The following is a 12,835-nucleotide window of genomic DNA, read 5'->3' as shown; positions in this document are numbered from 1 at the left end:
TTGACCGGGCGACCCAGTATTCCAGAGACATCCATTTCAGATCGAGAGGCCGCGGCGTACTGGATCCCCCGCTTTCGCGGAGGATGACGGCATCATCCGTGGCGCGAGCGCGCTACTTCCCGCTCAGCCGGACGCCGAGCCGTCCGGCGAGCTCCTGGGTGAACTGCCAGGCGACGCGGCCGGAGCGCGAGCCGCGGGTGGTCGACCATTCCAACGCCTCGCGCTCGCGCGCCTCGTCCGCGATCGCAATGCCGTAATGGTCGCAATAGCCTTTCACCATCGCCAGATATTCGTCCTGGCTGCAGCGATGGAAGCCGAGCCAGAGGCCGAAGCGGTCGGACAGCGACACTTTCTCCTCGACGGCTTCGCCCGGATTGATCGCAGTCGAGCGCTCGTTCTCGATCATCTCGCGCGCCAGCAGATGCCGCCGGTTCGAAGTGGCGTAGAGGATGACGTTCTCGGGCCGGCCCTCGATGCCGCCCTCGAGCACCGCCTTCAGCGACTTGTAGGAGGCGTCATTGCCATCGAAGGAGAGGTCGTCGCAGAACACGATGAAGCGGAATGAGGAGCTGCGCAAAAGCTCCATCAGCGCGGGCAGGCTCTCGATGTCCTCGCGGTGGATCTCGACCAGCTTCAGCCGGTCGGCCGGCTTGCGCGCGACATTGAGGCTCGCATGCGCGGCCTTCACCAGCGACGACTTGCCCATGCCGCGCGCGCCCCAGAGCAGCGCGTTGTTGGCGGGAAGGCCGTTGGCGAAACGCTCGGTGTTCTCGATCAGGATGTCGCGCATCCGGTCGACGCCCTTGAGCAGGCCGATCTCGACGCGGCTGACCCGCGGCACCGCCGTGAGGCGGCCATCCGGATGCCAGATGAAGGCGTCCGCGGCGCCAAGCAGCGTGGCCGGATCGGGGGCCGGGGAGGCGGCCGCGAGCTTGCCGGCGATGGCTTCGAGGGCGATTGCGATCCGCTCCACGGCGGCGCCGTCGAGGGCTGCTTCCGGGCGTTTTGTCGCGGTTTTTGCGGCGCGCGTGCCGGCAGCTTTCGGGGCTGTCCTGCTGGTTGTTTTCTTGGCTTTTTTCGGCATTTTTCCCGTTCCTGACGGCGCAGCCTTATCGGGCTGGCGGCGGTCCCGCAAGCGCCCTAAATGAAGGCCCGTTAACGTTGCAATTGGGACCGCGGCCGCTATAGTCCGCGCGAATTTGTCCGGACCGCCATACCGCCCCAGGGACCATCGGGCGCTGCCGGTTCTTTCCCGTCTTATCGAGGATCGTTCGAATGCTGATTACTCCTGCGTTTGCTCAGGCTGGAGCAAGTGGTGACACCAACAGCATGTTGATGTCGCTGCTGCCATTCGCGCTGATCTTCGTGATCATGTACTTCCTGATTCTGCGTCCGCAGCAGAAGAAGGTGAAGGACCATGCCGAGCTCGTGAAGAACGTCCGCCGCGGCGATACCATCGTGACCTCGGGTGGCCTGGTCGGCAAGGTGACCAAGGTGGTCGACGACGACCAGGTCGAGTTCGAGATTTCCGATGGCGTGCGGGTGCGGCAGATGCGACAGATGATCACCGGCGTGCGCACCAAGGGCGAGCCGGCGAAGGGCGACGCCAAGGACGAGGCGTCCGCGAGCTGACAACGGCGCCGCCTTTTTGGGAATCTGACAGGTAATTCGATGTTGTATTTCACTCGGTGGAAGGCGCTGGCGATCGTTCTGACGGCGCTGGTGGTCTGCCTGTGCGCCGTTCCGAACTTCTTCCCGGAAACGCAGGTCAAGACCTGGCCCGCCTGGGCGCAGCGGCGCATGGTGCTTGGCCTCGACTTGCAGGGCGGCTCCTACCTGCTGCTGGAGGTCGATTCGAATTACGTGAAGAAGGAGCGACTGGACGGGATTCGCGACGACGTGCGGCGTGTGCTGCGCGAGGCCAAGATCGCCTATACCGGCCTGGCGACGCGCAACGACGCCGTCGAGGTTCGCATCTCCAAGGAGGCCGACGCGGCTCAGGCGCTATCCAAGTTGCGCGAACTGGCGCAGCCGATCGGCGGACTGATGGGATCGAGCGGGCAACGTGACCTTGAGGTGGCGGATGCCGGCGGTGGGGTGATCCGCTTGAGCGTGCCTCCGGCGGCCACGCTCGATCGCCTGCGCAAGACCATCGAGCAGTCCATCCAGATCGTCGAAAAGCGTGTCAACGAGCTCGGCACGGTCGAGCCGTTGATCCAGCGCCAGGGCACGGACCGCATCCTGGTGCAGGTCCCCGGCCTGCAGGATCCGACGCGGTTGAAGCAACTGCTCGGCAAGACGGCGAAGATGGAATTCCGGATGGTCGACACGACGGTATCGCCCGAGCAGGCCCAGCAAGGCTCGGTGCCGCCGGATTCCGAACTGCTCCCGAGCGCGACGCCGTCGAATCCTCCCACCGTCGTCAAGAAGCAGGTTCTGGTCTCCGGCAGCGAGTTGTCCGACGCGCAGCCCGGTTTCGACCAGCGCACCGGTGAGGCGATCGTGAGCTTCAAATTCAACACGGCCGGCGCGCGCAAATTCGCCCAGGCGACGAGCGAGAATGTCGGCCAACCCTTCGCTATCGTGCTTGACGGCAAAGTGCTCTCGGCGCCGGTCATCCGCGAGCCCATCACCGGGGGGCAAGGGCAGATCTCCGGCAGCTTCAACGTACAGTCCGCCAACGACCTGGCGATCCTGATGCGCGCCGGCGCGCTGCCGGCACCGTTGACGGTCGCCGAGGAGCGCACCGTCGGTCCCGGCCTCGGCGCGGACTCGATCGCGAAGGGTGAGCTCGCCGCCTATGTCGGCTCGATCCTGGTCGTCGTCTTCATGTTGATCACCTACCGTCTGTTCGGGGTGTTCGCCAACATCGCCGTCGCCATCAACGTCGCCATGATCTTCGGCCTGCTGTCGCTGCTCAACGCCACGCTGACGCTGCCCGGCATCGCCGGCATCGTGCTGACGGTCGGCATCGCGGTCGACTCCAACGTGCTGATCTACGAGCGCATCCGCGAGGAACTGCGCGGCGGCCGCAACGCGATCTCGGCGATCGACGCCGGATTCAAGCGGGCGCTGGCGACCATCCTCGACTCCAACATCACCACCTTCATCGCCGCTGCGGTGCTGTTCTATATCGGCACCGGGCCGGTGCGCGGCTTCGCCGTGACGCTCGGCATCGGCATCATCACCACGGTGTTCACCGCCTTCACGATGACGCGCCTGATCGTCGCGACGTGGGTGCGCTGGAAGCGGCCGCAAACCGTGCCGATCTGAGAGGCCTGTCGTGACCCATATTGTTCTGATTGGCCTAGGCATCCTGATCGCCGTGCTGACCGTCGTGGCAGCGTTCGGCTGGATGCCGTCGCTGCGCATCGTGCCCGACGACACGCATTTCGATTTCACCCGCTTCCGCCGCATCAGCTTCCCGATCTCGGCGCTGCTCTCGATCGTCGCGATCACGCTGTTCTTCACCCATGGCCTGAATTTCGGCATCGACTTCAAGGGCGGAACGCTGCTGGAAGTGCGGGCCAAGTCCGGCACGGCCGATATCGCCGCGATGCGTACCACGCTGAACGGCCTCGGCCTCGGCGACGTGCAGTTGCAGCAATTCGGCGGTCCGGCTGAAGTGCTGATCCGCGTCGCCGAACAGCCCGGTGGCGACAAGGCGCAGCAGGACGCCGTAGGAAAGGTCCGCGGCGCGCTCGGCGAATCCGTCGACTATCGCCGCGTCGAGGTGGTGGGGCCGCGCGTCTCCGGCGAGTTGCTGGCCTACGGCATGCTTGGTCTGATGTTCGCGATCGTCGGCATCCTGATCTACCTCTGGTTCCGGTTCGAGTGGCAGTTCGCGCTCGGCGCCATGATCGCCAACGTGCACGACATCGTGCTCACGATCGGCTTCATGTCGATCACCCAGGTCGATTTCGACCTCACCAGCATCGCGGCACTTCTGACGATTCTCGGCTATTCGCTCAACGACACCGTCGTCATCTACGACCGTATCCGCGAGATGCTGCGGCGCTACAAGAAGATGCCGATGCCGCAGCTGCTCAACGAATCGATCAATTCGACGCTGTCGCGCTCCATCATCACCCACGTCACCGTGACGCTGGCGCTGCTCGCGCTGCTGCTGTTCGGCGGCAACGCCATCCACAGCTTCACCGCCGTGATGATGTTCGGCGTCGTGCTGGTCGGCACCTACACCTCGATCTTCATCGCGGCGCCGATCCTGATCTATCTCGGCGTTCACACCACGAGGGGCGAGGCGCAGGATGCGCCGGTCAAGAAGCCGGACGCGGCCGCAGCCAAGAAGTAGCGACCATGCCGATGTCCTCGGACGCACCGCATCTTCCGAGGTCGGCGCCGATCGAGGCCTACGGCAAGGGCGGCTTCGCATTCGCCGACATGTCGCATCGCGGCTCGCTGCTGTGCCTGCCGGATGCGATCTGGGCCTGGCCGGTGACCAGGCCGGATGAGATCGACGAAGTTTCGCTGCAGAAGGTGTTCGCGGCGGCGAACGCGATCGACACGCTGATCGTCGGCAGCGGCACCGAGGTCTGGGTGGTGCCGAAAGGCCTGCGCGAGGCGCTGCGCGCGGTACGCGTGGTGCTCGATGCCATGCAGACCGGCCCCGCGATCCGCACCTACAATGTCATGCTGGGCGAGCGGCGGCGCGTCGCGGCGGCGCTGATCGCAGTGCCATGACCGCGACGGAGGCGGCCAGGGAAGCGCCAGGCGACGGCGCGGCCTTCTGCGCCGATCTGGTGCGGACCCGCGATTTCCTGCGTTACGCCTCGACCCTGTTCGTCCCCGGCCCGGAACGCCGGGCGCTGCTTGCGATCTACGCCTTCAATGCCGAGATCTCGCGTGTGCACGAGCAGGTCAGCCAGCCGTTGCCCGGCGAGATCAGGATGCAATGGTGGACCGACATGCTGGCCGGCAGCGAGCATGGCGGCGTCGAAGGCAATCCGGTCGCAGCCGAGCTGCTTGCGGCGATCCGCAAGCACCGCCTGCCGGTCTCGCCGCTGTCGCGGCTGGTCGAGGAGCATCAGTTCGATCTCTACAACGATCCGATGCCATCGCTCGCCGCGCTCAAGGGCTATCTCGACGCCACAGATTCGGCACTGTTCACGCTCGCCGCGCGGGTGATGGCGCGGCCGTCGGATGGGATCGACCATCTGGCCCGTCACGCCGGTCTTGCCCTCGGCATGGCCGAGGTGATCGCGACGTTCGGACACGACGCCGCGCGGCAGCAACTGTTCTTGCCGTTACAGCTCCTGCAGCAGCATGGCAGCAGCAAGGAAGAGGTGTTTGCCGGCAGGCCTACGCCGAACATCCGTGCCGCGATCGACCAGCTCGCCCGCGAGGCGCAGCGCCATCTCGAGACGGCGCTGGCGCTGCTTGCGGATGTTCCAGGCGAGGTGAGGCCGGTCTTCCTGCCACTCGCCCAGGTGCGACGCGAACTGAACCGAGCAGCCCGCGCGGACACGAATCCGTTCGCACCAAGACCGGCCTCACGCCTGCGCATTCTGTGGACGCTCTGGCGCGCTGCACACGGCAGGCAATTCGGCAGCTAGAGCCTTTCCCGTTCCGATGGAATCGGAACGGGACTCTAGGTTTTTGTTTTGACGCGTCTTCTTCACGCGAACCGGTTTCCACTTCGCTCGAAAACACTCTAGTTCTTGGGAATGTGCTTCGTGAAGATCCGGACGATGACGCCCTTCACCATCGGGCCGCTGTCGTAGAGGTCGGAAGCGATCCGCTCGACGGCGTCGCGCAGGGCGACGAATTGTCCCTGGCGCGCGATGCTCGGCGTTCCCCGCGTGCCGGCCAGCTCGTCCATCGCGGCATCGCTGATCTGGCATTCGATTTCCTGATCGCCGTCCAGCATGGTGAATCCGAACGCCATGCGCTCGGAATCATAGCCTCCGATACGGCCACGAGTGAGTGGCATGATAACGAGTCCCTTGAGCGCGCCAGCCCGGCGCAAGAGTGGGGGGTCAAGACGCGTTTGTCGAGGGCCGGTCCATCTCGGCGACTTCGAAATTGAATCTGTCGCGCAGATTCTTGCGTTGCTCGAGAATGTCCTTGAGGAATTCGCGATCGGCATCGCTGCGCATCATCGGTTCGATCAAGTCGATCTGGTTCATTGCGACGAGCTGCAGGATCTCGGTGCGCGGCTTGCCGGCGGCATCGCGCGGCAGCGCATGCACCACCTGGATGTGCTCGGGTGGCTTGACGCCCTTGGCCGCGGCAAGCTCGCTCTGCAGCGTCTTCTCGAGTGCCGACTGATCCGCCTCGACGAATGCGTACAACCCGACACCGACGCGACGGTCGGCAAAGGCGACGATCGCGGTATCGCGCACCTGCGGATTCCTGCGGATCAGGTTGGCCAGCACCGGCGCGTCGTTGACCAATCGCCGGCCGCCGCCTTCGCGGTCGGTGAAATTGAAGATGCCGCGCGTGATCGCCTGGTAGACCTTCTTGCCGGTCATCAGCCAGATGCTGGCGAACGCCGATTTCTTGGCCAGCACCTTGCGCTCCATCGGCGTCAGCGCGTCCGGAGCATAGCTGCGCTTGTGCTTGAGGAGATGGCGCAGATCCTCATAGGCCGCGATGCGGAACAGCCGGCTTCGGCTCTTGAAGCAGGCGGCAAGCTGGAAGTCGGTGAGGTAGGCGCGGCCGTCGCGGCCGACCAGCCAGTTTTGTTCCTTGGCGAGGTCGTTGTGGCAGATGCCGGCGCGGTGCAGCTTGCACAACGCCTGCTTGGCGGACCGGAAATAGGCAACGTCGCCATGCGGTTTTGCCAAATGCAGCGCGACGCCGTCGATGAAGCCGCGCACCAGCGCACGTCGGCCGGCCCACAGCAGTTTGGGGCCGACATCGAGCTCGCGCGCCAAGGTCAGCGCGCGGCGCTCGCGCCAGAACAGATGCTGGGCGAGGGCGAACGACCAGAACGGCACCTGGTCGAGCCGGCGCAGCACGCCGTCGACCTCGCCGTCACGGTCGCGGAAGCGGCCGCGCTCGACGGTCGAGAACACGTCGCGCTTGAGCAGCACGCCCTGGGTCCAGCGCGCCGACAGGGTGGCCGCGTCGTCTTTCGGGAGGCTCATGATGGTCAGGCCGCCGCCGCCATGCGCAGATGCTCTGCGATCCAGCGATCGAGATCGGCCAGCGCCCGCGCGCTGATCGCCTGCTTCTTGGCGACCGTCTTCTCATTGCCGCGCAGCCGCGTGCCGTCAGGCTTCTTGGTCGGCGGACTGGCGAGCGGCGGGAACAGGCCGAAATTGATGTTCATCGGCTGGAACGAGCGCGGACCTGCGTCGATCGTCTCGAGATGGCCGCCGGTGATGTGACCGAGCAGCGCACCGAGCGCCGTCGTGGCCGGCGGTGGCGTCAGCGACAGGCCGCGCATGTCGGCTGCGGCGCAGAGCCCGGCGATGAGACCGACGCTCGCCGATTCCACATAGCCCTCGCAGCCCGTCATCTGTCCGGCAAATCGCAGCCGGGGCTGGGCGCGCAGGCGCAGTTGCGCGTCGAGCAGCTTTGGCGAGTTCAGGAATGTGTTGCGATGCAGGCCGCCGAGGCGCGCAAACTCCGCCTTCTCGAGGCCGGGGATGGTCCGGAATACACGCTGCTGCGCGCCATGCTTCAGCTTGGTCTGGAAGCCGACGATGTTGTAGAGCGTGCCGAGCTTGTTGTCCTGCCGCAGCTGGACGATCGCGTAGGGCTTGACCGTCGGATTGTGCGGGTTGGTCAGCCCCACCGGCTTCATCGGCCCGTGGCGCAAGGTCTCGTGACCGCGCTCGGCCATCACCTCGACCGGCAGGCAGCCGTCGAAATAGGGCGTGTTGGTCTCCCAGTCTTTGAAGTCGACCTTCTCACCGTCGAGCAGCGCCGCGACGAAGGCGTCATACTGCTCCCTGGTCATCGGACAGTTGATGTAGTCGGCACCGGTGCCGCCCGGACCGACCTTGTCGTAGCGCGACTGGAACCAGGCCACCGACATGTCGATGGAGTCCTTGTGCACGATCGGCGCGATCGCATCGAAGAACGCGAGCGCGCTCTCGTCCGTCAATTGTCTGATCGCATCGGCCAGCGGGGCCGAGGTGAGGGGGCCGGTCGCGACGATGACGTTGCTCCAGTCGGAAGGCGGCAGGCCGGCGACTTCCTCGCGGCTGAGATCGATCAACGGATGCTCGTGCAGCGCCTTGGTGACGGCGGCGGAGAAGCCGTCGCGGTCGACCGCGAGCGCGCCGCCGGCGGGCACCTGATTGGCGTCGGCCGATCGCATGATCAGCGAGCCCAGCCGGCGCATCTCGGCATGCAGCAGCCCGACCGCGTTGTTGGCGGCATCGTCGGAGCGGAAAGAGTTCGAGCAGACCAGTTCGGCGCAGCCGTCGGTCTGGTGCGCCTCGGTCATCCGGTGTGGGCGCATCTCGTGCAGCACGACACGGACGCCGGAATTGGCAACCTGCCAGGCGGCTTCCGAGCCGGCGAGCCCCGCGCCCACGATGTGCACGGGTTCGGAAGGTGAAGAATGCGGTGTCATCGCGCAGCGTTAGCGCGTTTTGATCCTGCGTGCATCTGAAACCGAGCCAAATCGCGATGAGAACGGTGGAATCATCGCCCGCTTTTATGGCCGGTCTGTGCGTACCGGAAAGCGCTTTGCAGGCATCCAGATCCCGCCGGAAACGACAACGCCCGCTGCAGGAGCGGGCGTTATCCGTTCGTTTCAGTGGCTTCGCGGCGATTAGCCGTTGTAGGTGCCGGCAGCAACGCGCGGAATGTCAGAGCGGTCGAGGCCGATATCAGCCAGCTCGCGGTCGCTGAGCTGGGAGAGTTCGCTGACATTGCGCTGATACTCCCGGAAGGCCTGGATCATGCGGATGAGCGAAAGTAACATTGGTAGTCTCCTAGTAGTTCCGATTCAGCTTTTCCATAGCGTCATCGTTGAAGTGAATATAGATGATATGGTGCGCTGCACTAGTTCCGATGTTGCGATGCAGCTAGGACCAAAACGCATGGCAACGGCAAGGTTTGATTAACCGTTCCGGGCCTGCGGAGAAAACTGCCCTACACGAGTTCCGTCGAACGCAGAGGTTTTCAGGAAAGCCAATCCAAGTCAGATAGTTGAATGAATTTTTGCCATACCAAGTGATAGCCTATACGTGGTATTTACGGACCGCCTAATCAAGCGCGAGCAGGCGTCGTGCGAGGTGTTCACTGGACTGTGTTCCATGCGTGATTCGCATGCGAACGAGTGCCTATATAGTGAACAATCGTTCATTTGTTTGCAGTTTCGAACTCCTGATCGAAGCAGCGGCAATGAGCCACATTGACCGGGCTGGCAATTTGGGCCTGTTGGCAAGCCGATCACGACCGAAGAGCGTGCTGGCGCTCGCAGCTTGCTGCTGGTTATCAGAAATAAGAATCCAGTCTGATCGCTTCGGTTGAACGCGCGTTGCCGCACGAACAACCGCAGCGCTTCGTTACCAACACGTAATGAAAAACCGATGCAACGCATGCGGGAGTTGCACGCAGCGCTCATCACATTTGTATCGCGCGAATTTCATTCTGAAACGTTGCCGGGAACAGCGAATAATCCGTTCGCAGATTCCGCAATCATGCGGCGATCTGTCTAAGAAAAAGAATGGATAGTCCCATGATCAAGACATTGATCGGTGCAGCCGCGATGGCTGCCGTTGCTTTCGCTGTCGTCCCCGCCCAGGCGGCTCATATGGGCATGGGCTGCAGCGGCCCGAACCTCACCAAGACCGAGTCGGCCGTCGAAGCCATGGCTGACACCCCGGTCAAGTTCGAGGCCGAGAAGGAAGTCTCTCTCGCCCAGGGCGCCATGCTGGACGGCAAGATGGGTGCCTGCGGCATGCATCTCTCGCGCGCCGCGCACGCCTCGATGTCCAAGTAAGCTTTTGCTTAATCTGATAAGGGCCGGTCGCCTGGGGCGATCGGCCCTTTGATTTTGCCTTGTTCTCAAGCGCGTTTCCCTGTCGCGCACCGACGCCCAAAGCGCCCTATGGCGCGTGGGCGAGCTGGGTGGCGAAATAGCCGACGGTCTTGGTGTAGACCTCGCTCTTGTTCCACTGCTGGAGCACCGCAAAATTCTCGCTGCCGGGCTGCCAGTCCTTGCCCGGCTTCCAGCCATAGCTCTTGAGGAAATTCGCCGTCGAGGCCAGCACGTCGGGCACGTTGTGTAACAGGTCGCGTTTGCCGTTGTTGTCGAAGTCGACCGCGAACTTGATGTAGGACGATGGCATGAACTGGGTCTGCCCGATTTCGCCGGCCCAGGCGCCGCGCATCTCCTGCGGCTGCAGATCGCCGCGATCGATGATGCGCAGTGCATCCATCAACTCGGCCTTGAACATGTCGGAGCGGCGGCAGTCATAGGCCAGCGTCGCCAGCGAGCGCGTGGTCGGAAACTTGCCGATGTTGACGCCGAAATCGGTCTCCAGCCCCCAGATCGCGACCAGGATCTCGCCGGGCACGCCGTAGGTCTCCTCGATCCGCGACAGCACCGAGCCGTATTGCTTCATCATGTTGGAGCCGCGGGTCATCCGTGGCGGCACCATGCGGCCGGAGAACTGCTCGAAGGTCTGGCTGAACACCTGCTGCGAATGGTCGCGCGCCAGGATCGCCTTGTCCTGGGTGACGCCGTTCAACCCGGCCTGGATCGCGCTCTGGGAAATGCCCTTGGCGACGGCTTCCTTCTTGAAGTCGTCGAGCCAGGACTCGAACGTCCCGGTGCCGCACTGTGCGGCTAGCGCCGACGCCGTCGATGTCAAAAGCCAGGCGCCGACGGCGATCGTGCGAAAGGAAAAACGAAATGTCATGTGGCCGTTCACTCCGGAGGCTGCAATATCATCGTCATTGGTCGCAGAACCCGGCGCGCATGTTCGCAACAACAGCGGCCAAAGCAAGGCTCCCGGTCGACCGATTCGATCTCAGATAGCGCTGCAAATGCCATGCTAGTTTCACAACCTGTTGACGGCGTCCCGCCGCACCCCGGTGACAGAAAACCGCCGGCCGAGGGGCGGCCGGCGGTCGGGACAGGAATTGCTTGCCAGGTGAACCGCGTTATCCGCGATCGCTCCGCCGCCACGGGAACAGGTTGGCCGGGAAATCGGCGGCGGGTTTGCGCGCGCGGGGTTCGGGGATGACCGGCCGCACATTGGGATCCTTGACGATGACCTCGCGATAGAGATGCCAGGTGGCGTGACCGAGCAGGGGGATCACGACGGCAAGGCCGAGGAAGAACGGAATCGTGCCCAGCACCAGCAACGCGGCGACGATGAGGCCCCAGGCCGCCATCGGCACCGGGTTCTGCGCCACCACACGCATCGATGTCACCATCGCTTCGCCGGCACTCGCCTGGCGATCGAGCATCATCGGGAAGGCCACCACGCTGATGCAGAGCGCCACCAGCGCGAATAGGAAGCCGACGCCGCAGCCGACCACGATCAGCCACCAGCCCTGCTGGGTGGTCAGGACGCGCTCGGCGAAATCGGGAATGTTGGCCGCGGTCGCGTAGCCGAACACCGCCGTGTAGATTCCTTGGGCCGTGGCGATCCAGGTCACGAACAGCGCAAACAGCAGCGTGCCGACTCCAAGCATCGCGCCGAACGAGGGTGAGCGGAACACCTCCATGGCATCCCATGCCGACGCTTCCCCGCCATCCTCGCGGCGGCGGCTCATCTCGTAGAGGCCGATCGCGGCAAACGGGCCGAGCAGGGCGAAGCCCGCGGCGAGCGGAAACAGCAGCGGCAGCACGGTGTAGCCGTGCACCAGCCGCGCCAGCACGAGACCGAGCACGGGATAGATCAGGCACAGCAGGATGGCGTGCGTCGGCACCGCCTTGAAGTCTTCCCAGCCGAGACGCAGCGCTTGATGCAGATCGGACAGGTCGATGGTGCGGATGATCGGCGCAGATGCGGCGCCTTGTCCGCTCTGCGTCACCGATGTGACACTGCCTTGATTGAGATTGCCTTGATATGGAGTGGCCATGGTCGTTGTCTCCCTCTGGACAGCCGCATTCCGCGCCCGGCGCATGGGCACAACGTGCCGTCTTCTCGAAAGCGATCACGAACAGGCCAGACGCGAAAGACAGGGAACTGGCCATGTCGCGAACTGAACCATCAAGGCTACACCCAAACCGAGCCGCACCAAAGCCTTTCACGCGCAAGTGAATGTCGCATTGGCAAGCTATGGAGGGGGCGGTACAGTCGAACTGCGACCAGGTCAGGCGTTCCACCGCCGTCTGGCCTTCACACCATCTCAACTCTTCTGGGAGCGAACGATGAGCATTTTCGGAAAAATCATGGGCGCGATCTTCGGCAGCAGCGCGAGCGCCGCGCCCGCTGGCGGTGCGGCGCCGGCCGGCGGCACGGCGACGAGCTCGGCTCCCGCCGCCGGCGGATCGTCCTCCACGTCCTCGTCGTCCTATGCCGCGCCGGCACCCGGCCAAACCGTCGACGTCGCGCCGATCCTCGACGCGGCTGTCAAGGCGAAGGGCGAGAAGCTGGAGTGGCGGACCTCGATCGTCGACCTGATGAAGGCGCTCGACATCGACTCCAGCCTGTCGGCGCGCAAGGAGCTCGCCCATGAGCTCGGCTACACCGGCGACACCAACGATTCCGCCAGCATGAACATCTGGCTGCACAAGCAGGTGATGACCAAGCTCGCCGCCAATGGCGGCAAGCTGCCGCCGGACATCAAGCACTAATCGGTTCACCGCCGATATGACGAGGGCCCGCGCCGGCGCGGGCCCTTTTTTATGGTACGGCGAGCCTCTATAGATCAGCCAACAAGAAGGAGAACGCCC

At 64.2% G+C, this 12,835-nt stretch carries 14 protein-coding genes; 7 read left to right on the top strand and 7 right to left on the bottom strand.

Translation table 11 applies throughout. The features are described from left to right. Positions 1–112: 112 nt before the first annotated feature. On the bottom strand, positions 113–1,084 hold the full coding sequence (locus IC762_RS19235) for an ATP-binding protein (RefSeq protein ID WP_195783837.1): 972 nt from the start codon (positions 1,082–1,084) through the stop codon (positions 113–115). A gap of 191 nt (positions 1,085–1,275) precedes the next feature. Between IC762_RS19235 and yajC the strand changes: the two genes are divergently transcribed. From yajC to IC762_RS19210, 5 genes are read left to right on the top strand one after another with little or no spacing between them, the layout of a single operon-like run. Continuing rightward, positions 1,276–1,632 (top strand): preprotein translocase subunit YajC, encoded by a 357-nt coding sequence (yajC, locus tag IC762_RS19230; RefSeq protein WP_195783836.1) that lies wholly within the window; start codon positions 1,276–1,278, stop codon positions 1,630–1,632. Positions 1,633–1,671: 39 nt separating this feature from the next. Then, on the top strand, positions 1,672–3,273 hold the full coding sequence (gene secD, locus IC762_RS19225; protein WP_195783835.1) for a protein translocase subunit SecD: 1,602 nt from the start codon (positions 1,672–1,674) through the stop codon (positions 3,271–3,273). Positions 3,274–3,283: 10 nt separating this feature from the next. After that, positions 3,284–4,312 carry a protein translocase subunit SecF gene (secF, locus tag IC762_RS19220; RefSeq protein ID WP_195783834.1) on the top strand — a complete coding sequence of 343 codons (1,029 nt, stop codon included), beginning with the start codon at positions 3,284–3,286 and terminating at the stop codon, positions 4,310–4,312. 5 nt (positions 4,313–4,317) lie between these two features. Then, a complete protein-coding gene (locus IC762_RS19215; protein WP_195783833.1) occupies positions 4,318–4,701 on the top strand; it encodes an Mth938-like domain-containing protein in 384 nt (127 codons plus the stop codon). Continuing rightward, positions 4,698–5,573 carry a phytoene/squalene synthase family protein gene (locus IC762_RS19210; RefSeq protein WP_195783832.1) on the top strand — a complete coding sequence of 292 codons (876 nt, stop codon included), beginning with the start codon at positions 4,698–4,700 and terminating at the stop codon, positions 5,571–5,573. The genes IC762_RS19215 and IC762_RS19210 overlap by 4 nt, the downstream gene beginning before the upstream one ends. A gap of 98 nt (positions 5,574–5,671) precedes the next feature. On the opposite strand, the gene IC762_RS19205 is transcribed toward IC762_RS19210, so the two are convergent. The 4 genes from IC762_RS19205 to IC762_RS19190 form a co-directional block, all read right to left on the bottom strand. After that, on the bottom strand, positions 5,672–5,950 hold the full coding sequence (locus IC762_RS19205; protein WP_195783831.1) for a DUF1488 family protein: 279 nt from the start codon (positions 5,948–5,950) through the stop codon (positions 5,672–5,674). A gap of 46 nt (positions 5,951–5,996) precedes the next feature. After that, positions 5,997–7,109, bottom strand: a complete 1,113-nt coding sequence (locus tag IC762_RS19200) for a serine/threonine protein kinase (protein ID WP_195783830.1) — start codon at positions 7,107–7,109, stop codon at positions 5,997–5,999. A gap of 5 nt (positions 7,110–7,114) precedes the next feature. Continuing rightward, the gene (trmFO, locus tag IC762_RS19195; RefSeq protein ID WP_195783829.1) at positions 7,115–8,548 is read right to left on the bottom strand and encodes a methylenetetrahydrofolate--tRNA-(uracil(54)-C(5))-methyltransferase (FADH(2)-oxidizing) TrmFO; all 1,434 of its coding nucleotides are present in this window, start codon (positions 8,546–8,548) and stop codon (positions 7,115–7,117) included. A gap of 201 nt (positions 8,549–8,749) precedes the next feature. Beyond that, the gene (locus IC762_RS19190) at positions 8,750–8,902 is read right to left on the bottom strand and encodes a DUF1127 domain-containing protein (RefSeq protein WP_195783828.1); all 153 of its coding nucleotides are present in this window, start codon (positions 8,900–8,902) and stop codon (positions 8,750–8,752) included. Between the two features lie 759 nt (positions 8,903–9,661). Between IC762_RS19190 and IC762_RS19185 the strand changes: the two genes are divergently transcribed. Next, on the top strand, positions 9,662–9,925 hold the full coding sequence (locus IC762_RS19185; RefSeq protein WP_246801092.1) for a hypothetical protein: 264 nt from the start codon (positions 9,662–9,664) through the stop codon (positions 9,923–9,925). 106 nt (positions 9,926–10,031) lie between these two features. Here IC762_RS19185 and IC762_RS19180 read toward each other — a convergent pair whose 3' ends face one another. After that, positions 10,032–10,847, bottom strand: coding sequence for a lytic murein transglycosylase (locus tag IC762_RS19180; RefSeq protein ID WP_195783826.1), 816 nt, complete (start codon positions 10,845–10,847; stop codon positions 10,032–10,034). A gap of 244 nt (positions 10,848–11,091) precedes the next feature. After that, positions 11,092–12,018 carry a DUF2189 domain-containing protein gene (locus IC762_RS19175; protein ID WP_195783825.1) on the bottom strand — a complete coding sequence of 309 codons (927 nt, stop codon included), beginning with the start codon at positions 12,016–12,018 and terminating at the stop codon, positions 11,092–11,094. Positions 12,019–12,310: 292 nt separating this feature from the next. Between IC762_RS19175 and IC762_RS19170 the strand changes: the two genes are divergently transcribed. After that, positions 12,311–12,736 (top strand): DUF3597 domain-containing protein, encoded by a 426-nt coding sequence (locus IC762_RS19170; protein WP_195783824.1) that lies wholly within the window; start codon positions 12,311–12,313, stop codon positions 12,734–12,736. Positions 12,737–12,835: the final 99 nt, after the last annotated feature.

It is taken from the genome of Bradyrhizobium genosp. L, from assembly GCF_015624485.1.
Classification (GTDB): Bacteria; Pseudomonadota; Alphaproteobacteria; order Rhizobiales; family Xanthobacteraceae; genus Bradyrhizobium.
Note: the sequence above shows the minus strand (reverse complement) of the source record. Positions and strands in the feature narration are given on the sequence as shown.

Coding starts and splice junctions, on each gene's coding strand:
- yajC (WP_195783836.1), top strand. CDS start 1,276: ATGCTGATTACTCCTGCGTTTGCTCAGGCTGGAGCAAGTGGTGACACC.
- IC762_RS19175 (WP_195783825.1), bottom strand. CDS start 12,018: ATGGCCACTCCATATCAAGGCAATCTCAATCAAGGCAGTGTCACATCG.
- secD (WP_195783835.1), top strand. CDS start 1,672: ATGTTGTATTTCACTCGGTGGAAGGCGCTGGCGATCGTTCTGACGGCG.
- trmFO (WP_195783829.1), bottom strand. CDS start 8,548: ATGACACCGCATTCTTCACCTTCCGAACCCGTGCACATCGTGGGCGCG.
- IC762_RS19190 (WP_195783828.1), bottom strand. CDS start 8,902: ATGTTACTTTCGCTCATCCGCATGATCCAGGCCTTCCGGGAGTATCAG.
- IC762_RS19215 (WP_195783833.1), top strand. CDS start 4,318: ATGCCGATGTCCTCGGACGCACCGCATCTTCCGAGGTCGGCGCCGATC.
- IC762_RS19180 (WP_195783826.1), bottom strand. CDS start 10,847: ATGACATTTCGTTTTTCCTTTCGCACGATCGCCGTCGGCGCCTGGCTT.
- IC762_RS19170 (WP_195783824.1), top strand. CDS start 12,311: ATGAGCATTTTCGGAAAAATCATGGGCGCGATCTTCGGCAGCAGCGCG.
- IC762_RS19185 (WP_246801092.1), top strand. CDS start 9,662: ATGATCAAGACATTGATCGGTGCAGCCGCGATGGCTGCCGTTGCTTTC.
- IC762_RS19235 (WP_195783837.1), bottom strand. CDS start 1,084: ATGCCGAAAAAAGCCAAGAAAACAACCAGCAGGACAGCCCCGAAAGCT.
- IC762_RS19205 (WP_195783831.1), bottom strand. CDS start 5,950: ATGCCACTCACTCGTGGCCGTATCGGAGGCTATGATTCCGAGCGCATG.
- IC762_RS19200 (WP_195783830.1), bottom strand. CDS start 7,109: ATGAGCCTCCCGAAAGACGACGCGGCCACCCTGTCGGCGCGCTGGACC.
- IC762_RS19210 (WP_195783832.1), top strand. CDS start 4,698: ATGACCGCGACGGAGGCGGCCAGGGAAGCGCCAGGCGACGGCGCGGCC.